General features: G+C 60.1%; 19 protein-coding genes and 1 riboswitch. Of the genes, 5 read left to right on the forward strand and 14 right to left on the reverse strand.

All coding sequences use genetic code 11. The features are described 5' to 3' along the window. Positions 1 to 440: 440 nt before the first annotated feature. The 4 genes from rpsA to ACTG4B_RS06135 form a co-directional block, all read right to left on the reverse strand. Positions 441 to 2,114 (reverse strand): 30S ribosomal protein S1, encoded by a 1,674-nt coding sequence (gene rpsA / locus ACTG4B_RS06120; RefSeq protein WP_439154808.1) that lies wholly within the window; start codon positions 2,112 to 2,114, stop codon positions 441 to 443. Between the two features lie 290 nt (positions 2,115 to 2,404). Further along, positions 2,405 to 2,656, reverse strand: a complete 252-nt coding sequence (locus ACTG4B_RS06125; protein ID WP_439154809.1) for a hypothetical protein — start codon at positions 2,654 to 2,656, stop codon at positions 2,405 to 2,407. An 11-nt stretch (positions 2,657 to 2,667) separates the two neighbouring features. Next, a complete protein-coding gene (locus tag ACTG4B_RS06130) occupies positions 2,668 to 3,225 on the reverse strand; it encodes a hypothetical protein (protein ID WP_439154810.1) in 558 nt (185 codons plus the stop codon). Continuing rightward, a complete protein-coding gene (locus ACTG4B_RS06135; RefSeq protein ID WP_439154811.1) occupies positions 3,225 to 3,578 on the reverse strand; it encodes a GerW family sporulation protein in 354 nt (117 codons plus the stop codon). The genes ACTG4B_RS06130 and ACTG4B_RS06135 overlap by 1 nt, the downstream gene beginning before the upstream one ends. A gap of 180 nt (positions 3,579 to 3,758) precedes the next feature. Between ACTG4B_RS06135 and ACTG4B_RS06140 the strand changes: the two genes are divergently transcribed. Next, positions 3,759 to 4,526 (forward strand): fumarylacetoacetate hydrolase family protein, encoded by a 768-nt coding sequence (locus ACTG4B_RS06140; RefSeq protein ID WP_439154812.1) that lies wholly within the window; start codon positions 3,759 to 3,761, stop codon positions 4,524 to 4,526. A 77-nt stretch (positions 4,527 to 4,603) separates the two neighbouring features. Here the strand turns inward: ACTG4B_RS06140 and ACTG4B_RS06145 are convergent, their stop codons facing one another. From ACTG4B_RS06145 to miaB, 9 genes are all read right to left on the reverse strand, one after another. Then, positions 4,604 to 5,221, reverse strand: coding sequence for a (d)CMP kinase (locus tag ACTG4B_RS06145; protein ID WP_439154813.1), 618 nt, complete (start codon positions 5,219 to 5,221; stop codon positions 4,604 to 4,606). After that, a complete protein-coding gene (aroA, locus tag ACTG4B_RS06150; protein ID WP_439154814.1) occupies positions 5,218 to 6,570 on the reverse strand; it encodes a 3-phosphoshikimate 1-carboxyvinyltransferase in 1,353 nt (450 codons plus the stop codon). The genes ACTG4B_RS06145 and aroA overlap by 4 nt, the downstream gene beginning before the upstream one ends. Positions 6,571 to 6,680: 110 nt before the next feature. Next, positions 6,681 to 7,394: a tRNA (guanosine(46)-N7)-methyltransferase TrmB gene (gene trmB, locus ACTG4B_RS06155; protein WP_439154839.1), complete on the reverse strand. Its 714-nt coding sequence runs from the start codon at positions 7,392 to 7,394 to the stop codon at positions 6,681 to 6,683. Positions 7,395 to 7,465: 71 nt separating this feature from the next. Then, the gene (metK, locus tag ACTG4B_RS06160) at positions 7,466 to 8,647 is read right to left on the reverse strand and encodes a methionine adenosyltransferase (protein ID WP_439154815.1); all 1,182 of its coding nucleotides are present in this window, start codon (positions 8,645 to 8,647) and stop codon (positions 7,466 to 7,468) included. 7 nt (positions 8,648 to 8,654) lie between these two features. Next, positions 8,655 to 8,703, reverse strand: a riboswitch (SAM-SAH riboswitch). Between the two features lie 33 nt (positions 8,704 to 8,736). Further along, a complete protein-coding gene (gene lnt / locus ACTG4B_RS06165) occupies positions 8,737 to 10,236 on the reverse strand; it encodes an apolipoprotein N-acyltransferase (protein ID WP_439154816.1) in 1,500 nt (499 codons plus the stop codon). Continuing rightward, positions 10,229 to 11,119, reverse strand: a complete 891-nt coding sequence (locus ACTG4B_RS06170) for a transporter associated domain-containing protein (protein WP_439154817.1) — start codon at positions 11,117 to 11,119, stop codon at positions 10,229 to 10,231. Before ACTG4B_RS06170 ends, lnt begins: the two co-directional genes overlap by 8 nt. Positions 11,120 to 11,153: 34 nt before the next feature. After that, on the reverse strand, positions 11,154 to 11,642 hold the full coding sequence (ybeY, locus tag ACTG4B_RS06175; RefSeq protein ID WP_439154818.1) for an rRNA maturation RNase YbeY: 489 nt from the start codon (positions 11,640 to 11,642) through the stop codon (positions 11,154 to 11,156). Further along, complete coding sequence (locus ACTG4B_RS06180; protein ID WP_439154819.1) at positions 11,639 to 12,643, reverse strand: PhoH family protein; 1,005 nt, start codon at positions 12,641 to 12,643, stop codon at positions 11,639 to 11,641. The genes ybeY and ACTG4B_RS06180 overlap by 4 nt, the downstream gene beginning before the upstream one ends. A 147-nt stretch (positions 12,644 to 12,790) precedes the next feature. Then, the gene (miaB, locus tag ACTG4B_RS06185) at positions 12,791 to 14,101 is read right to left on the reverse strand and encodes a tRNA (N6-isopentenyl adenosine(37)-C2)-methylthiotransferase MiaB (RefSeq protein ID WP_439154820.1); all 1,311 of its coding nucleotides are present in this window, start codon (positions 14,099 to 14,101) and stop codon (positions 12,791 to 12,793) included. 115 nt (positions 14,102 to 14,216) lie between these two features. Here miaB and ACTG4B_RS06190 point away from each other — a divergent pair, with 115 nt between their 5' ends. Further along, positions 14,217 to 15,077, forward strand: coding sequence for a hypothetical protein (locus ACTG4B_RS06190; RefSeq protein WP_439154821.1), 861 nt, complete (start codon positions 14,217 to 14,219; stop codon positions 15,075 to 15,077). Positions 15,078 to 15,099: 22 nt separating this feature from the next. Here the strand turns inward: ACTG4B_RS06190 and irrA are convergent, their stop codons facing one another. Further along, positions 15,100 to 15,516, reverse strand: coding sequence for an iron response transcriptional regulator IrrA (gene irrA, locus ACTG4B_RS06195; protein ID WP_439154822.1), 417 nt, complete (start codon positions 15,514 to 15,516; stop codon positions 15,100 to 15,102). A 149-nt stretch (positions 15,517 to 15,665) separates the two neighbouring features. Between irrA and fabA the strand changes: the two genes are divergently transcribed. The 3 genes from fabA to ACTG4B_RS06210 are packed head-to-tail and all read left to right on the forward strand — an operon-like array spanning position 15,666 to position 18,224. Further along, complete coding sequence (gene fabA, locus ACTG4B_RS06200; RefSeq protein ID WP_439154823.1) at positions 15,666 to 16,175, forward strand: bifunctional 3-hydroxydecanoyl-ACP dehydratase/trans-2-decenoyl-ACP isomerase; 510 nt, start codon at positions 15,666 to 15,668, stop codon at positions 16,173 to 16,175. A 24-nt stretch (positions 16,176 to 16,199) separates the two neighbouring features. Next, positions 16,200 to 17,429 (forward strand): beta-ketoacyl-ACP synthase I, encoded by a 1,230-nt coding sequence (fabB, locus tag ACTG4B_RS06205; RefSeq protein WP_439154824.1) that lies wholly within the window; start codon positions 16,200 to 16,202, stop codon positions 17,427 to 17,429. A gap of 3 nt (positions 17,430 to 17,432) precedes the next feature. Then, the gene (locus ACTG4B_RS06210) at positions 17,433 to 18,224 is read left to right on the forward strand and encodes an enoyl-ACP reductase FabI (RefSeq protein ID WP_439154825.1); all 792 of its coding nucleotides are present in this window, start codon (positions 17,433 to 17,435) and stop codon (positions 18,222 to 18,224) included. The last annotated feature ends 4 nt before the right edge of the window (positions 18,225 to 18,228 follow it).

The raw sequence follows: 18,228 nt of genomic DNA on the forward strand, positions 1-18,228 counted from the left end.
ATCGCCATTTCGGCAGCCGGATCACATTGGGGCGCATCGCCCATTTTCGCAAAGAAGGCCTGTTCCGAACATTGGCGACGTATCCAACCCGCAGGTCAAAGATCGCTCCTCCGCCAAATGACGATTCAAGTCTCTTCAGGTGAAGTTTATGTGATACACGAAAATTGGCAAGTAAATGTTACCAATTTACCCGGCATTCTTTTTCCATGGCAGAATCTTCTTCAAAACTTCCCTTATAAAACAATGCCTCTGCCGTTTTTCGCGGATCACTTTTCAGGGCCCTCAAAGGGCGGAAAACACCTTTACCGATTTTATGTTTGCGCTCACACAACCCTTTTGGTTTGCAATGTTCGAATCTTTCATCCGCCAACCGCCCGAACACGAAAAACCCCGCCGCAGTCTCCTGCGGCGGGGTTCGCATTTGCCAAGCGGCAAAAAGTTTATTCGTCGCGCTTCAATGCAGCACCCAGGATATCACCCAGAGATGCACCGGAATCAGACGAACCGAACTGTTCGACGGCTTCCTTTTCTTCCGCGATTTCACGCGCCTTGATCGACAGGCCCAGCTTGCGGGTCTTGCTGTCGATGTTGGTCACGCGGACGTCAACCTTGTCGCCGACGCCGAAACGCTCTGGGCGCTGTTCGGTACGATCACGGGACAGGTCGGACCGACGGATAAAGGATTTCATACCTTCATACTCGACCTCGATACCGCCGTCTTCGATCTTGGTAACCTCAACAGTGATGATCGACCCACGCTTTACGCCGCCAACGGCCTCTGCGAACGGATCACCGTCAAGCGCCTTGATCGAAAGCGAAATGCGCTCTTTTTCAACGTCGACTTCGGCAACCTTGGCTTTCACGATGTCACCCTTGCGGAAATCGCCGATGACGTCTTCGCCACGGCCTTCCCATGTCAGGTCAGACAGGTGCACCATGCCGTCGATGTCGCCTTCAAGACCGATGAACAGACCGAATTCGGTGATGTTCTTGACCTCGCCTTCAACCTCGGTGCCCTCTGGATGTGTCTCGGCAAAGACTTCCCATGGGTTGCGCTGTGTCTGTTTCAGGCCAAGGGAAACGCGACGCTTGGCGCTGTCGATTTCCAGAACCATGACTTCGACTTCCTGGCTGGTCGATACGATCTTGCCGGGATGCACGTTTTTCTTGGTCCAGGACATCTCGGACACGTGAACCAGACCTTCGACACCGGCCTCAAGCTCGACAAATGCACCGTAATCGGTGATGTTGGTCACCCGGCCCTGATGCACGGAACCCAGCGCGAACTTCTGCTCGACCGCATCCCATGGATCGTCTTGCAGCTGCTTCATGCCAAGGCTGATGCGGTGGGTTTCCTTGTTGATCTTGATGACCTGCACCTTGATCGTTTCACCGATCGACAGGATTTCGGACGGGTGGTTGACCCGGCGCCATGCCATGTCGGTGACGTGCAGCAGGCCGTCAACGCCGCCCAGATCAACGAACGCACCGTATTCGGTGATGTTCTTGACCACGCCGTCAACTTCCTGACCTTCGGTCAGATTGCCGATAACCTCGGCGCGCTGTTCGGCACGGGATTCTTCAAGGATGGCACGACGGGATACAACGATGTTGCCCCGGCGACGGTCCATTTTCAGAATCTGGAACGGCTGCTTGAGACCCATCAGCGGGCCTGCATCACGCACAGGGCGCACATCAACCTGAGAGCCGGGCAGGAACGCAACTGCGCCGCCAAGGTCCACGGTGAAGCCACCCTTTACGCGGCCAAAGATCGCGCCATCGACACGCTCTTCGTCAGCATAGGCTTTCTCCAGGCGATCCCAGGCTTCTTCGCGGCGGGCCATTTCACGCGAAATGACGGCTTCGCCACGGGCGTTTTCGACCTGACGCAGGAACACTTCGACAGTGTCGCCAACGGCCAGCTCGGCCTCTTCCCCGGGGTTTGCGAATTCCTTGATATCAACGCGGCCTTCCATCTTGTAGCCCACGTCGATGATGGCTTGTCCCGCTTCAATTGCGATGACCTTGCCTTTGACGACCGAACCTTCGCTCGGCGTGTCAATTTCGAAGCTTTCGTTCAAGAGTGCTTCAAACTCTTCCATTGTGTTAGCCATGTGGCGTCGTTTTCCTAACGTTTTGTTTTATACGGGCCGCGCGGTTGTCTCCGCCGGTCTTTCAGGTTTCAGTTGGTTTGGGCGCCAAGGCGGCCATAAAACAACAGGGCCGGTTAGAACCGACCCCGCCCAAGTCTCACGCCCGCGCCTGTCCCGGCGCTTCGACATCGGCCATATATGCCGGATGAGGCTTGTTTGCAAGGGGGTTTGCCCCAACCGGCGCCAGTTGGGGTCGGTCATATCCGCCCGGTCAGGAAAGGTGGCCCGCAAGACGGCCATGCACCTTAGGCTCATCCCTGCGTGATCCCCTTCAACTCGACCGACAGCACCTGCGCCACCGCGCCGGGGCAAAAGGTGTCAACCTCGGCCATCGTCATTGGTGCTCCCGCTGGTGTAAACGCATCTATCAGATCGCCGCGCCGCACCAACAGGGCAAACGGCCGCCTGTTACCAGTGATCAGGAAAACAGGGCCGATCGCATACGTTTTTACGGCGTTGCCCACCACGGCGGCGACCACCGTGGTGTCTGAAACCACACGCATATCAAGCCGCATCATCCTGCAACCGGCCCAAACATGCGCCAGCAAAATCGCGCCAAGACAGGCACCAGCGCGAACACCGTGACATGCGCTGCGGCATCCAGCGCGCAATCAAACCTTTGCTGCGCAAAATCCGGTTGCAAGGAAATCACAAACTTGTCCGACCATGGCGCACCATAGTGTAGCGGGGCAAGGCCACCATACATCCAGCCAGTATCGGCAGGGTCATCCAGACCCGCCACCACATCAAGCCGCAGATAATCAAGGTGGATGGCGCCCATCACCCCTTTCACCAGTTGCGGAATAGCGGCGACCGCCCTGCCCCCGCCCGCCATTTTCTTCGCGTCCGACGGTTTTTTGCGCCGCTTGGTCCGCTTTGGTCTGCTCTTGCGCGGGCGGGCGCTGTCGATGATTGCCATGGGCGGGGATAACCCGCCCAAAATCCGGACTTGCACCAGATAGCGCAGCTTTGGGTCCGTCTGCAGGCGAACCTGTAGCCTGACCGGCGTTATCAGCACTGCCAGTAAAAGGGCAAAAACCCCCAAAAGCCCCCAGAACAGGGCCGTCAACATCAGCCGTCCGCGCTGTCTTTGCGGGCCGAAGGTTTGTCCATTGCATGTGCCGCCGCTTCGCCGATGACCTCGGCCACATTGGACAGCGCGCCTTTGACGGCTTCGACCCGGGCACCGTTTGCATCAAAGATGATCGCACCCAGTGGTTTGATGCCGCCGCCGCCGCCGGTTCCCGCGCCACTTCCGGTCTTGGCCCCGGTATTGCCCCCGGCGCCAAAGCCGAACCCGTAACTAACGATTGGAATGACCGTCGCACCATTGCGTTCTATCGGATCACCAAGCACATTCTTGGCATTCAAAAGGCGATCCAGTTCTTCAACCGTCCCCTTCAGCAACTTTTCCACATCTTCCATCGCAGACCCCTTTGATGAACTGAAACTATCCATTTCTAGCATGGTGCCCGCGCCAACTGATTGACGGCGGTCAAATGCAAGACAGGGCAATTTTGGGGGCTGGCGGCTGGTCTGATCCACGCTAACATCGCGGCTGGCAAAAATTGCCAAGTGATGACAAGCGACAGCAGGAGAAGCGCCATGCAGTGGGCCCGTATTCAGACAGAGGATGGCACAATCCTGACAGGCGTGATCCGCGCAGGAGCGCTGCATCCGCGCACCGCGCTTGGGGCGTCCGAATCCGCAGGCGATCCGGTGGCCCTGGACGATGCGACCATGCTGCCGCCCTGTGTGCCCGGCAAGTTTTTGGGGCTTTGGAACAACTTTCACGCCGCAGCCGCAAAGAACGGGCTGACACCACCGGACCACCCGCTCTATTTCCTCAAGTCCGCGACGTCATTGGCAGGACCGCGCGACAGTGTGACAATTCCCGACGGGATCGGGCGGGTGATATTCGAAGGCGAACTTGGCATTGTCATCGGCAAGACATGCAAAAACGTGACCCCGGAACAGGCCGAGGCAGCAATACTTGGCTATACCTGTGTCAATGACATTACCGCGCTTCAAGTCCTGTTCGCCGATCCGTCCTTTCCCCAGTGGACCCGCGCCAAAGGCTATGACGGGTTCGGCGTGATTGGCCCGGTGATCGCGACCGATGTGAATTGGCGCGACCTGACGGTCAAGGTCTTGGTCGGCGGGCGCGAACGGCAATCCTATCCGATGTCAGACATGATAATGGCCCCCACCGATATCGTCAGCAAACTGTCGCAAGACATGACACTGCACCCCGGCGACATCATTGCCTGCGGCACATCGCTTGGCGCGCGGCCGGTCAAGGCAGGGGATATCGTCGAGGTCGTGATCGACGGGATCGGAACCTTGCCGGTGACCTTGGTCGCTGCGGATTAAGGCAGGCACGGCGCTATCGGCACACCACCAGCGTTCTGGCTACGTCATCGCGACTGTCGTGACAGCTGAAAGACCAGCTATCCCTTTTGCTGTCGTGCAGCAGCGACCACCGCAACAGCCTGCGCGACCGCTGCGTCGATCGTCAGGTCCGATGTGTCGATCTGCACCGCATCTGAGGCCGGGATCAAAGGTGCTGTGGCCCGGTCGCTGTCACGGGCATCGCGCGCCCTGACATCGGCCAGAACATTCTCAAATGTGTGATCCATGCCCCTGTCCATCAGTTCCTTGTGGCGGCGCGCGGCGCGGCATTCCGGGCTGGCGGTGATGAACAACTTTGCATCCGCATCGGGACAGATCACCGTCCCGATATCGCGGCCATCCAATACGGCACCACCCGCGCGGCAGGCAAAGGCACGCTGAAAATCGACAAGGGCACGCCGCACTTGCGGGATGACAGCCACTTCGCTGGCCGCTTGCGCCACGGCCGGGGTGCGCAGATCATCGTTTTCCAGATCGACGGGGTCCAGCGCTCGGGCAACGTCCACCGGATCGCCCCCCGCCAGCACCTTGGCCCCGACCGCCCGATACAGCAGCCCTGTATCCAGATGGGCCAGCCCGAACCGTTCCGCCACAGCCCGCGAAATGGTCCCCTTGCCCGCCGCCGCAGGGCCGTCGATGGCGACGACAAAGCTCATGTGCCGTCCCGGATGATCTGTGCGCCAAGGCCCGCCATCAGCGGCTCGAACACCGGGAAAGACGTGGCAATCGGGCTGCCATCATCCACGCGCATCGGGTCCTGCGTCGCCATCCCCAGCACCATGAAGGCCATGGCGATCCGGTGATCCAACTGGCTGGCTACCGTAGCCCCCCCCGGCACATTGCCATGGCCAAGCCCCGTCACACGCCACCAGTCCGGCCCCTCGTCCACGATCACACCCGCGGCGCGCAGCCCCTTGGCCATCGCATCGATCCGGTCGCTTTCCTTGACGCGCAATTCCTTGACACCCTGCATGTCGGTCACGCCCTCCGCAAAGGCGGCCACGACCGACAGCACCGGATATTCATCAATCATGCTCGCCGCACGCGCCGGCGGCACGGCGATGCCTTTGAGGTCAGGCGAATAGCGCGCACGCAGGTCGGCAACAGGCTCGCCCCCTTCGGTCCGCAAATTTTCATAGGTCAGATCGGCACCCATGTCCTGCAACGTGGTGAACAGCCCCGCACGGGTCGGGTTCAATCCGATATTGGGCACCAGCACATCCGATCCGGGTACGATCAGTGCAGCACAGACCGGAAACGCCGCCGAAGAAGGATCGCGGGGCACGATGATCGTCTGGGGTTGCAGCTCCGGCTGACCTGTCAGCGTGATAACGCGGCCCTCGGCGGTGTCGTCCACCGTCAGTGTCGCGCCAAAACCCTGCAACATCCGTTCGGTATGGTCGCGGGTCGCTTCCTTTTCGATCACCACGGTCTGGCCCGGCGCATTCAATCCCGCCAGCAACACCGCCGATTTCACCTGCGCCGACGGCACCGGCACGGTATAGCGCACCGGCACCGGGTCGGCCGCGCCCACGATCGTCATAGGCAAGCGTCCACCCGCACGCCCCACCGCCTGTGCCCCGAACAACGCCAGCGGATCGGTCACGCGCCCCATTGGCCGCCCATTCAACGATGCGTCACCGGTAAAGGTCGCCGTGATCGGCGATGTGGCCATCGCCCCCATGATCAGGCGGACACCAGTGCCCGAATTGCCACAATCAATAACCTGGTCAGGCTCGGCAAAACCACCCACACCCACACCCTGCACGGACCATTCCCCGCCACCATGGTTGGTCACGACCGCACCAAAGGCACGCATCGCACGCGCGGTATCCAGCACGTCTTCACCTTCCAGCAAACCGGTGATGTGCGTTTTCCCGACGCAAAGCGCGCCAAGGATCAGGGACCGATGCGAAATCGACTTGTCTCCCGGCACATGGGCGATGCCCGTCAGCGGGCCGCAGGTGCGCGATATCATCGGAATGGGGGTGCCGTGGCCGGACATGTCTTGTTCCTTGTCTTGCGTCAGGCCGGTGATACCGCAGGCCTACGCCGGGGTCCATCACGCCCCGCTTCTTCCGAGCATAAATATCCCCGCGCGGAGCGCTCCGACGCCTACCGCCTGCGGAACGTCAGATAATGGGGTGTCCGGCCTTCGCGCAGGGCCTTTTGTTCGTAACGGGTGGACAGCCAGTCTTCCCACGGGTTGCGCCAGTCGTCCGGCCCCTCTGCCAGCCAGTCAAACCCGTGACGCGGCACCTGTTCCAGCGTTTGCCGCACATAATCGGGAATATCCGTCGCAACCCGCAGGATCGCACCGGGTTTCATCACGCGATGCAACGGCACCAGATGTTCTGTGGTCACGAACCGGCGGCGGTGATGGCGTTTCTTGGGCCAGGGATCGGGATAGTTCAGAAAGACCCTGGAAAGGGTCGCATCCGGCAGCACATCGAACAGATCGCGCACGTCTCCGGGATGCACGGCAAGGTTTTCAACCTCTGCCTTGCGGATCTTGCCCAGCAGCATGGCAACCCCGTTGATGAATGGTTCGCAGCCGATCAGCCCAATATCGGGATACCGCTGCGCCATGTGCACCAGATGTTCGCCGCCGCCAAAGCCGATTTCAAGCCAGATCTCGCGGTCGCCAAAAACTGTTGCCAAATTCAATGGCGTGCGGTCAGGGTTGTCTTCCCAGCTGACAGGACCGGGCGACAGCGGCCCAAGATCGTTTTCCAGATAGTCATGCTGGCTGGCACGGATCGTCTTGCCACGAAACCGGCCATAGAAATTGCGCCAAGGCGCGCCCGAAGGGTGTTTGGTCTTTGTCATGGCGCGGGATGTAGCAAGGGCCTGCGCCGTGTGCAATCGCATGTAAGGTGGGTCTTGACCCACCCTGCCTGTCAGATCCCGCGGGCCAATGCCGCTGCCAGATCGGTCTTTTCCCAGCTGAACCCGCCATCGGCGTCCGGTTCACGCCCGAAGTGACCATAAGCCGCCGTGCGTTCAAAGATCGGACGGTTCAGTCTCAGATGTTCCCGAATCCCGCGCGGTGTCAGGTCCATCGCCTGCGCGATGGCCCGTTCGATCGCCACCGGATCAACCTCGCCAGTGCCATGGGTATCGGCATAGATCGACAAGGGCCGCGCCACACCGATGGCATAGCTGAGCTGGATCGTGCAGCGTTCGGCCATGCCAGCCGCCACGACGTTCTTGGCCAGATAGCGCGCGGCATAGGCGGCAGAGCGGTCCACCTTGGTCGGATCCTTGCCGGAAAATGCACCGCCGCCGTGGGGTGCGGCGCCGCCATACGTGTCTACGATAATCTTGCGTCCGGTCAGTCCCGCATCGCCATCGGGGCCGCCAATGACAAATGTGCCGGTCGGATTGACCCACCATTCGGTGCGCGGCGTAATGAACCCCTCTGGCAGGACCTCGCGGATATACGGCTCGACGATGGCGCGAATGTCGGCACTGGTCTGGCTGGCATCGCGATGCTGCGTGGACAGCACGATCGACGTCACCTCGACCGGTTTGCCATCGGCATAGCGCAGCGATATCTGGCTTTTGGCATCGGGGCGCAGTGTGGGTTCCTGCCCGGATTTGCGCACCTCGGCCAGACGGTGCAGGATGGCGTGGGCATATTGGATCGGCGCAGGCATCAACGCCTTGGTTTCGTTGGTCGCAAAGCCGAACATGATCCCCTGATCGCCGGCACCTTCATCCTTGCCCGCACGGGCATTCACGCCTTGGGCGATATGTGCGGATTGTTCATGCAGCAGGTTGGTGATCTCGCAGGTCGCGTGATGGAACTTGTCCTGCTCATATCCGATATCCTTGATACAGGCCCGCGCAATTTCGTCGATGCGGCCCATATAATCGCGCAGCTTGTCCTGATCGGCCAGCCCGATCTCTCCCCCGATGACGACCCGGTTTGTCGTGGCAAAGGTTTCGCAAGCAACCCGCGCCTCTGGCTCTTCGGCCAGCAGTGCGTCCAGAATGGCATCCGAAATGCGATCACAGACCTTGTCCGGGTGTCCCTCGGACACGGATTCCGAGGTGAACGTGTAGTCTTGTCGTGTCATGGGGAAGTGCTCCAATGAAATTTCTCTGCCACGTCAGGAAGCCGTTGTGACAGAACCAGACAATCGTCTATGCGCTGCGGGCAATGGCGTCAATCAGGAAAGCGGAACCGCCTGAAATAGAACACAAAGGTTAACAAAATCAGCACTGCAGCAAACGGCCACTCCCCCCAGCGGGCATAGGGCGGTGTCGGCAATACGGGCGGCAAGCGCACATCGATTGCCGCGACCCCGCCAAGCGCAATCTGATCTATGATGCGCCCTTTTGCATCGATCATCGCGCTGACGCCGGTATTGGCCGCGCGCACCATGGGCAGCCCCTGTTCAATGGCGCGCAACCGGGCTTGCGCCAGATGCTGATAGGGGCCTGCCGCCTGACCGAACCACGCATCATTGGTGATCAGCAACAGCAGGCGCGGGCGCGCTGGCCCGCGATTGATTTCCTCGGCAAAGATACCTTCGTAGCAGATCAGCGGGACCGCGGGACCAATCCCCGGGATCATCACGTGCTCCTCCTGCGCGCCGGGGGTAAAACCCGTGCCAACCAGACCGGCAAGGCCGGTAAAACCCATATCTGCGATCAACCGTGCACCGGGTATATATTCCCCGAACGGCACCAGATGGCGTTTGTCATAGATGTCGCGGATCACACCTCCCGGCCCCATCACCACCATGCTGTTGAAAAACCCACCGGTCGCGTCTTGCCGCTGGATGCCAAAGACCAGCGGCGCACCACGGGCCGCGCCATCCAGCAGGCTCAGATCTGACTGGATATAATTCAGCAAGGTCGGCACCGCCGTTTCAGGCCAGACGACCAGATCAGGAACTGCGCCTTGTCCGGTCAGATCAACCAAACGGTTCACAAACACATCGCGATATGCCGGATTCCATTTCAGGTGCTGCGGCGCATTCGGCTGCACGATGCGCACAAGCGGCGCATCCGCACGCGGCTCTGGTGCCGGCCCTATGCGCAAGAAGGCCGCTCCCCCTCCCAGTACGGCTAGCACGATCAGCCCCGGAAAAATCTTGTTGTGCCACACCGCAGCCAGCGACCACGCGGCCAGGACGGTGATCAGAGTTAACAAATGCGGACCGCCGAACGCGGCCAGTTGCGCCAGCGCGGTCGGCACCCAGATGTGGCCCAGCAGCGCCCAGGGAAACCCCGTCAGGACAAGCGACCGGGTCAACTCGGCCCAGACCAGCATCAGCCCAAAGAACAACATCCCCCCGGGGGCCATCCGTCGCGCCAGCCATCCCGCCACGGCCCAGAACAGTGCAGCACCGCCGGCCATCAGCACCAGTGCAAAGGGCGCCATCCAGCCATGCCGGGCGACATCCACCAGAAAGGGTTCCACGATCCAGCGCAGGCTGAACCCGAAATACCCCAGACCAAATGACCAGACGGCGAAAACCGCAACTTTAGTCGTGTCCGCGCGGGCCTGGACACCGAACAGGATCGCCAAAGAGACAATCGTCGCGGGCCAAAGATCAAAGGGCGCCTGCCCTAGGCCGGCAACGGCCCCGGCACCGACCAGCACCAGAAACCGCAACCATCCCGGCAACGCCATCAGGCGCGCAGGCGTATCAGCCATCCGATCGTCTGGGCAAGCAGACGCGCAACCGCTTGATCCGGCGCGGATCGGCATCGACGACTTCGAATTCCACGCCGTCCGGATGCACGATCACCTCGCCCCGGGCAGGCAAATGACCGGCCAGCATCGTGACCAGCCCGCCAAGCGTGTCGATTTCTTCTTCGTCAATTTCATCATGGGCGGTCAGATCCATACCAATTTCCGCCTCAAAATCCTCAAGGTCGGTGCGGGCCTGCACCATGTAGACACCGGATTGTTCAAGCACCCAGCTCTGCGCCTCTTCGATGTCGTGTTCATCCTCGATCTCTCCAACGACCTGTTCGATCAGGTCTTCGATCGTCAACAGACCATCGGTGCCGCCATATTCGTCGATCACCAAGGCCATGTGGATGCGTTCGGCCTGCATTTTCTGCAACAACACTCCCAACGGCATCGACGGGGGCACGAACAGAAGCGGTCGCAACATATCGCGCAGATCAAATTCCGGGCTATCGCCGTTGAACCCGTGAAGCAGTGCGAAATCCTTTAGGTTTGCAATCCCGATGGGCGTATCAAGCGTACCATCATAAACCGGCAGACGTGTCAGACCGCTCTCGCGGAACACCTCGACCAGTTCATCCTTGGCAATCGTGACAGGCACCGCGACAATATCGGCCTTGGGAACGGATACATCCTCGACCCGCTTGCGGCGCAGGTTCAGCATACCCAGCATGGATCCGGCTGGTCGCGTGATTTCGCGGACGGGTTGCTCTGCCGCGTCATCGGCGGGGTTCGGAGTGAATACATTGCGGATACGGGCAAAGAACCCATCATCCTGCGTGTCTGTTTCATCGGTTTGCGCGCTTTGCGCAGCGATAGATGAAGCGCCGTCTGTATCGCCCATTTCGTCCTTACCATCAAAGGGCCCCATGGCCCCGTCAGTCCCTATATGGGTCAGCAAGACCCAGTTTGCCAAGTATCTCTGTTTCCAACCCTTCCATCAGGGTGGCATCACGGTCACGTTCGTGATCGAAACCCAACAGATGCAGCGTGCCGTGAACAAGTAGATGGGTCGTGTGATCGGCCATGGATTTGCCTGCCGCCGCCGCCTCGCGCGCGCATGTGTCATAGGCGATGGCGATATCGCCCAGTTCATTGTCAGGCCCCGGCGCGGGGGACTGCGGCATTTCGCCGTCCACTGCGGCCCCACGTTCCTGCGATGGCCAGCTGAGCACATTCGTCGGTTGCGGCTTGTCACGAAAATCGGCGTTCAGGGCGGCGATTCGGATGTCATCACAGGCCAGGACACTGATTTCAAAGACGGATGGTTCCAGCCCAAGCCGTTCCAGCGTCGCGTCCGTCGCTGTCTGCGCAAGGGTTGCGATATCGTCCCAACGCCCATCCTCAATCACACAATCGACGGTCACTGCGGCTCGTCCGCCTCGTAGGCTTCAATGATGGCGGCGACAAGCGGGTGGCGCACCACATCTTTGGATGTGAAATAGTTAAAGCTGATCTTGGGAATGTTTTTCAGCAACCGTTCCGCATCCCACAGCCCCGAATTCACCCCGCGCGGCAGATCGATCTGGGTGCGGTCGCCGGTAATGACCATGCGGGATCCTTCGCCCAGACGGGTCAGAAACATCTTCATCTGCATGGTCGTCGCGTTCTGCGCCTCGTCCAGCACGACAAAAGCGTTCGACAGTGTCCGCCCGCGCATGAACGCCAGCGGCGCAATTTCGATCACCTTTTCTTCCATCATCTTGGCGGCCTGCTTGCCGGGCAGAAAATCGTTCAGCGCGTCATAAAGCGGCTGCATGTAAGGATCGACCTTGTCCTTCATGTCGCCGGGCAGATAGCCCAGCTTTTCGCCCGCCTCGACTGCCGGACGCGACAGGATGATCTTGTCGACATGGCCACTGATCAGCATGTTCACACCGACCGCGACGGCCAGATAGGTCTTGCCGGTACCGGCCGGGCCAATCCCGAACGCAAGTTCATGGTCAAACAGCGATTTCACATAGGCCTTTTGGGCGTCGGTGCGCGGCTCGACCAGTTTCTTGCGTGTCTTGATTTCGACCCGCGCGGTTTCGCCCTTGAACAGTTCGATCTGGTCATCAGGACCCGCCCCGGACGCCGGCCCCATGCGCAGTTCGCGGTCGATATCGCCGGGGTCCAGCGAACGTCCCGCCTCTAACCGGCTATACAAGGCGCGCAAAACATCCACAGCATCGCGGCGCGGCGCTTCTTCGCCGATGACGGCCAGTTGGTTGCCACGGCGCAGGATCTGCACACCCAGACTGTTTTCAATGGTGGTGAGGTTGCGGTCATATTCACCGCAAAGATCGATCAACAGGAAATTGTCGGGAAATTCCAACAGGGATTCGGTGACGTCTTGGGCAGTTGGGGTCAGGGCACCGGTGGCCACATAGCTCTCCTTTGAGTCTGTCTTGACACTCAAGGTGGCAAGTCATGCGGGCAGGCGCAAGCACCACGATGCAATTGTCACAAATTTCACATCAAAAATGGCACAAGCGGCGCAGACACTGCCCCGCAAGGCGGGGTCCAACCCACATTACCCGATCAATTCACCCTTTAGGGAATTGGGGCTGTCCTGCACGATCTTGACCCGGCGGACCTGACCAAGCACCTCCGCCGGCGCATCGGCATAGACGGCGTGCAGATATTCGGATTTGCCGATCATCTGGCCGGCCTCGCGGCCCGCCTTTTCGAACAGCACACTGACGTCGCGGCCCACCATGCTGGCCTGTGTCTGTTGCTGCTGTTCGCGCAGCAAGGCCTGCAGGCGTTGCAGGCGATCGTTCATCACATCCTCGGGCAATTGCGGCTTTTCGGCGGCAGGGGTGCCGGGGCGGGTGGAATATTTGAACGAATAGGCCTGCCCGTAATGCACGTCGCGGACCAGTTGCAGCGTGTCCTCGAAATCCTGATCGGTTTCACCGGGGAAACCCACGATGAAATCACCCGACAGCAGCAAATCGGGCCGTGCTGTGCGGATGCGTTCGATCAGGCGCAGATAGCTTTCTGCAGTGTGTTTGCGGTTCATCGCCTTGAGGATGCGGTCGGACCCCGATTGCACCGGCAAATGCAGATAGGGCATCAGCTTGTCACAGGTCCCATGCGCGTCGATCAGCGCCTGATCCATGTCGTTCGGATGGCTGGTGGTGAAACGGATGCGTTCCAGGCCATCAATCTTGTCCATTTCCCAGATCAGGCCGGCAAGCCCCTGCTCGTGACCGTGATAGGCGTTCACGTTCTGCCCCAAAAGCGTGATCTCGCGCACGCCCGCATCGACCAGTTCACGCGCTTCGCGGATAATTCGGTCGGCGGGGCGCGACACCTCTGCCCCGCGGGTGTAGGGCACCACGCAGAACGCGCAGAATTTATCGCAGCCTTCCTGCACGGTCAGAAACGCCGTCGGGCCGCGCTTGGCCTTGGGGCGGCTTTTGAGCGTGTCGAACTTGTCGTCCTCGGGAAAATCAGTATCCAGCGCCTTGGCGCCCGTCTGCACCGCATCATCCATCGCGGGCAGCCGGTGATAGCTTTGCGGGCCGACGACCAGATCGACCAGCGGCTGACGGCGCATGATCTCTTCCCCTTCGGCCTGGGCCACGCAGCCTGCCACGCCGATCTTCAGGTTGGGATTTTCCGCCTTCAGTCCCTTGAACCGGCCCAGTTCGGAATACACCTTTTCGGCGGCCTTTTCGCGGATGTGGCAGGTGTTCAGCAGGATCATATCAGCGTCGCCCGGCGTATCCGTCTGGACATAGCCCTTGCCGCCCAGCGCCTCGGCCATGCGTTCGCTGTCGTAAACGTTCATCTGGCAGCCGTAGGTCTTGATATAAAGCTTCTTGGGCGCGGACATGGGAATGCTCTTTGCGGGTGGTCGGGTTCAAGGCCTTCTAACCGGCCCGGTGCAGGCTTGCAATGCAAGGCGATTTGATCGAATTTGCAGCGCGCCTGAACATCCATGGACACATATGCATTATCCAGACCTGCCCGCCCTAGTCGCCGATCGCCGCAACGCCCTTGCCACAGGGCCGGTCGCGCTGATCCTGGTCGAGGATGACGTCGAGGTGGCAAGCACGATCACCCATCACGAAAACGCCGGTTTCGCGCAAATCATCCTGTTCTGTGATCCCGAAAGGGGTCTGCCCACACTTGGCGATCGGGTGCGACGCGTCGATTATGACGTCACCCGGGACGATGCGCTGGAACAGATTGTGAATGCCGCGATCAAGGCGGCACCCGGGCAGTGGCTCTATTACGGCTACAACGCGGAATACCTGTATTTCCCGTTCTGCGAAACACGCAGCCTGCCTGAACTGACTGCGTTTGTGACCGAAGAACGACGCGACACCGTCATGTGTCAGGTTGTTGATTTATATGCCGCCGATCTGGCGACGGGACCCGACGGCGTGTCACGCGATGACGCGCATTTCGACCAGACCGGCTATTACGCCCTGGCCCGCCATGACACCCGCGGTGTTGCGCTGGACCGGCAAATGGATGTTTTTGGCGGGTTACGGTGGCGTTTCGAAGAACATGTGCCGTGGGATCGCCGCCGCATTGATCGCGCTGCGGTGTTCCGCGCCCGTCCGGGATTGGAAATGGGCGCAGACCGCCTGTTCAATATGCCGGAATACAACACATTTGCCTGCCCTTGGCACCACAGCCCAACTGCGGCGGTGTGCTCATTTCGGACGGCAAAGGCACTGCGCCGCAACCCCGGCAGCCGCGAAGACATTACCGGTTTTCATTGGCCCGGCAGTCTGCGCTTCAGCTGGCATTCGCAGCAACTTCTTGATCTGGGGCTGATCGAACCGGGCCAGTGGTTCTAGGGGCAGGCCACCGGTCCGCTGCTCAGGTGCGGCGCAGGCGGATCACCACATCAACCGATGCGATTTCGGCACCGTCAGGCGCATGTGGCAAACGACGAATTTCCAGCTCTTCCACCGGAGCGTCAGTCAGGCTGGCGCTGTCTTCCCAGTAAAAGTGGGGGTGGTCGGTCATATTCGTGTCAAAATAGCTTTTGGAGCCATCAACGGTGATTTCCCGCATCAGGCCGGCATCACAAAAGGCACGCAGCGTGTTATAGACCGTGGCCAGCGATACTTTTTCGCCCGCTTGCGACGCCGCATCGAACAGGCTTTCCGCCGTGACATGGCGGTTCTGACCGTCACCAACCAGAAGACTGGCCAGCGTCAGGCGCTGTCGGGTCGGCCGCAGGCCAGCCCCGGCCAGCCAATTTGAACTGCGTTCTGTTGCGATATCGGTCATGGTCGCTCTTTTGCTGCTTTGGCAATGTAATATGGCATTAAACGCCACGGGATCAAATGAAAACATGCCGATGCCGCGCGCACTTGCCCTTGCAAAGCCCGAGATGCTAGAGGTCATGTAACGCAGCAGACAAGAATGAGACGATCCGAATGGCGCAATATCCCACCAGTTTCGACAAGCAAGCGTTGCTTAAATGCGCCCAGGGCGAGCTTTTCGGCCCGGGCAATGCGCAACTGCCTGCACCACCGATGCTGATGATGGACCGCATCACCGATATTTCGGCCGATGGCGGCGCCCATGGAAAAGGACATGTTGTCGCAGAGTTCGATATCACGCCCGATCTCTGGTTTTTTGAATGTCATTTCCCCGGAAACCCGATCATGCCCGGTTGTCTGGGGCTGGACGGGCTGTGGCAGCTGACAGGGTTTAATCTTGGCTGGCGGGGCTGGCAGGGGCGCGGGTATGCCCTGGGCGTCGGCGAAGTCAAACTGACAGGCATGGTGCGCCCCGACCGCAAGATGCTGACCTATCGGGTGGATTTCACCAAGGCCGTGCAAAGCCGTCGGCTGACCATGGGTGTCGCCAACGGAATTGTTGAGGCCGACGGAGATGTCATCTATCAGGTGACCGACATGAAAGTCGCGCTGTCAGAAAGCTGACCCCCACAAACAAGGAGTGCGCCAATGCGCCGTGTCGTCGTCACTGGTCTTGGGATCGTTTCGCCCATCGGTAATAATGCCGGGGAAGTCACCGAAGCCCTGAAGGCCGGGAAGTCCGGGGTGGTGGCCAGCCCCGAAATGGCGGAACATGGCTTTCGCAGCCAGATCGCCGGCACACTGAAAATCGACGTGGCCGACCATGTGGACAAACGCACGCTGCGCTTCATGGGGCCGGGTGCTGCCTATGCGCATATCGCGATGGGGCAGGCAATTGCCGATGCCGGGCTTGATGCCAGCATCATTTCGAACCCGCGCACCGGATTGGTCGCAGGGTCAGGCGGGCCATCGACCTCGGCAATGTTCGCTGCACATAACGTCGTCACGCAAACAGGCGCGACCAAGCGGATCGGCCCCTTTGCCGTGCCCAAATGCATGTCGTCCACCGTGTCAGCCAACCTTTCGACGGCCTACAAGATCAAGGGCATCAACTATTCCATCACGTCGGCCTGTTCGACCAGCCTGCACTGCATCGGCAACGCGGCCGAACAGATCATGATGGGCAAACAGGACGTCATGTTCGCAGGCGGCGGCGAAGAGCTGGACTGGACCCTGTCGTGCCTGTTCGACGCGATGGGTGCGATGTCGAGCAAATACAACGACACGCCGGAAAAGGCATCGCGCGCCTTTGACGCGGGGCGCGACGGCTTTGTCATCGCAGGCGGTGGCGGCATTGTCGTGCTGGAAAGCCTGGAACACGCCCAGGCACGTGGCGCGAAAATCTATGCCGAGGTTACGGGCTATGCTGCCACATCCGACGGGCACGATATGGTCGCACCTTCGGGTGAAGGTGGCGAACGTGCAATGCGGCTGGCATTGGAAACCCTGCCCGCAGACCGCAAAGTCAGCTATATCAACGCGCACGGCACATCGACCCCCGTCGGCGACGTGGGCGAGGTAGAGGCAGTGCGCCGCGTCTTTGGCCAAGGCAACACCCCGCCGATCAGTTCCACCAAATCCATGACCGGCCACAGCCAAGGTGCCACGGGCGCACAAGAGGCGATTTACTGCCTGCTGATGTTGCGCGACGATTTCATCGTGCCGTCGATCAACGTCGAAACGCTCGACCCTGCACTGGACCCGGCCGAGATTGCCACAGTGCGGGTGGATAACGCGGGGCTTGATACGGTGATGACAAATTCATTCGGGTTTGGCGGCACAAACGGGTCTATGCTGCTTTCGAAATTTCAGGGATAGGCCATGACCATCACAATGCAGGGCAAACGCGGTCTGATCATGGGCGTGGCGAATGAACGGTCCATCGCATGGGGCATCGCCAAGGCGATGGCAGAGGCGGGGGCTGAACTTGCCTTTACCTATCAGGGCGAGGCCTTTGGCAAGCGTCTGGAACCACTGGCGCAATCGCTCGGGTCGGACATCATGGTGGATGTGGATGTGACAGACGACGCCAGCATGGACGCGGCCTTTGCCCTGCTCAAGGATCGGTGGGGCCGTCTTGATTTCGTGGTCCACGCAATCGCCTTTTCCGACAAGACCGAACTGACAGGCCGGTTCACCAACACAAGCCGCGCCAATTTCCAAAATTCGCTGACGATTTCGTGCTATTCCTTTATCGATGTAGCCAGGCGCGCATCACAGATGATGCCCGATGGCGGCACATTGCTGACGCTGACCTATCAGGGGTCGAACCGCGTCACACCGTTTTACAATGTCATGGGTGTGGCCAAGGCCGCGCTGGAAAGTGCGACGCGCTATCTGGCCAACGATCTGGGCCCGCAGGGCATTCGCGTCAACGCGATCAGCCCCGGACCGATGAAAACCCTTGCCGGGGCGGCGATTGGCGGGGCGCGCAAGACCTACAAACATGCCGACCAGAATGCGCCCTTGCGGTCGAATGCCACGTTAGAGGCGGTGGGCGGCACGGCGGTCTATCTGGCGTCAGATGCAGGAGCCTGCACCACCGGCGAAATCATTCGCGTCGATGGCGGCTATCATGTGCTGGGCATGCCACAGCCAGAACATCTGGAATAAAAAG

It is taken from the genome of Yoonia sp., assembly GCF_965660735.1.
Lineage (GTDB): Bacteria > Pseudomonadota > Alphaproteobacteria > Rhodobacterales > Rhodobacteraceae > Yoonia.

What these genes read in the sequence shown, in the direction of transcription:
- rpsA (WP_439154808.1), bottom strand. Translation starts at nt 2,114, where the DNA reads ATGGCTAACACAATGGAAGAGTTTGAAGCACTCTTGAACGAAAGCTTC.
- ACTG4B_RS06125 (WP_439154809.1), bottom strand. Translation starts at nt 2,656, where the DNA reads ATGCGTGTGGTTTCAGACACCACGGTGGTCGCCGCCGTGGTGGGCAAC.
- ACTG4B_RS06130 (WP_439154810.1), bottom strand. Translation starts at nt 3,225, where the DNA reads ATGTTGACGGCCCTGTTCTGGGGGCTTTTGGGGGTTTTTGCCCTTTTA.
- ACTG4B_RS06135 (WP_439154811.1), bottom strand. Translation starts at nt 3,578, where the DNA reads ATGGAAGATGTGGAAAAGTTGCTGAAGGGGACGGTTGAAGAACTGGAT.
- ACTG4B_RS06140 (WP_439154812.1), top strand. Translation starts at nt 3,759, where the DNA reads ATGCAGTGGGCCCGTATTCAGACAGAGGATGGCACAATCCTGACAGGC.
- ACTG4B_RS06145 (WP_439154813.1), bottom strand. Translation starts at nt 5,221, where the DNA reads ATGAGCTTTGTCGTCGCCATCGACGGCCCTGCGGCGGCGGGCAAGGGG.
- aroA (WP_439154814.1), bottom strand. Translation starts at nt 6,570, where the DNA reads ATGTCCGGCCACGGCACCCCCATTCCGATGATATCGCGCACCTGCGGC.
- trmB (WP_439154839.1), bottom strand. Translation starts at nt 7,394, where the DNA reads ATGACAAAGACCAAACACCCTTCGGGCGCGCCTTGGCGCAATTTCTAT.
- metK (WP_439154815.1), bottom strand. Translation starts at nt 8,647, where the DNA reads ATGACACGACAAGACTACACGTTCACCTCGGAATCCGTGTCCGAGGGA.
- lnt (WP_439154816.1), bottom strand. Translation starts at nt 10,236, where the DNA reads ATGGCTGATACGCCTGCGCGCCTGATGGCGTTGCCGGGATGGTTGCGG.
- ACTG4B_RS06170 (WP_439154817.1), bottom strand. Translation starts at nt 11,119, where the DNA reads ATGGGCGATACAGACGGCGCTTCATCTATCGCTGCGCAAAGCGCGCAA.
- miaB (WP_439154820.1), bottom strand. Translation starts at nt 14,101, where the DNA reads ATGTCCGCGCCCAAGAAGCTTTATATCAAGACCTACGGCTGCCAGATG.
- ACTG4B_RS06190 (WP_439154821.1), top strand. Translation starts at nt 14,217, where the DNA reads ATGCATTATCCAGACCTGCCCGCCCTAGTCGCCGATCGCCGCAACGCC.
- irrA (WP_439154822.1), bottom strand. Translation starts at nt 15,516, where the DNA reads ATGACCGATATCGCAACAGAACGCAGTTCAAATTGGCTGGCCGGGGCT.
- fabA (WP_439154823.1), top strand. Translation starts at nt 15,666, where the DNA reads ATGGCGCAATATCCCACCAGTTTCGACAAGCAAGCGTTGCTTAAATGC.
- fabB (WP_439154824.1), top strand. Translation starts at nt 16,200, where the DNA reads ATGCGCCGTGTCGTCGTCACTGGTCTTGGGATCGTTTCGCCCATCGGT.
- ACTG4B_RS06210 (WP_439154825.1), top strand. Translation starts at nt 17,433, where the DNA reads ATGACCATCACAATGCAGGGCAAACGCGGTCTGATCATGGGCGTGGCG.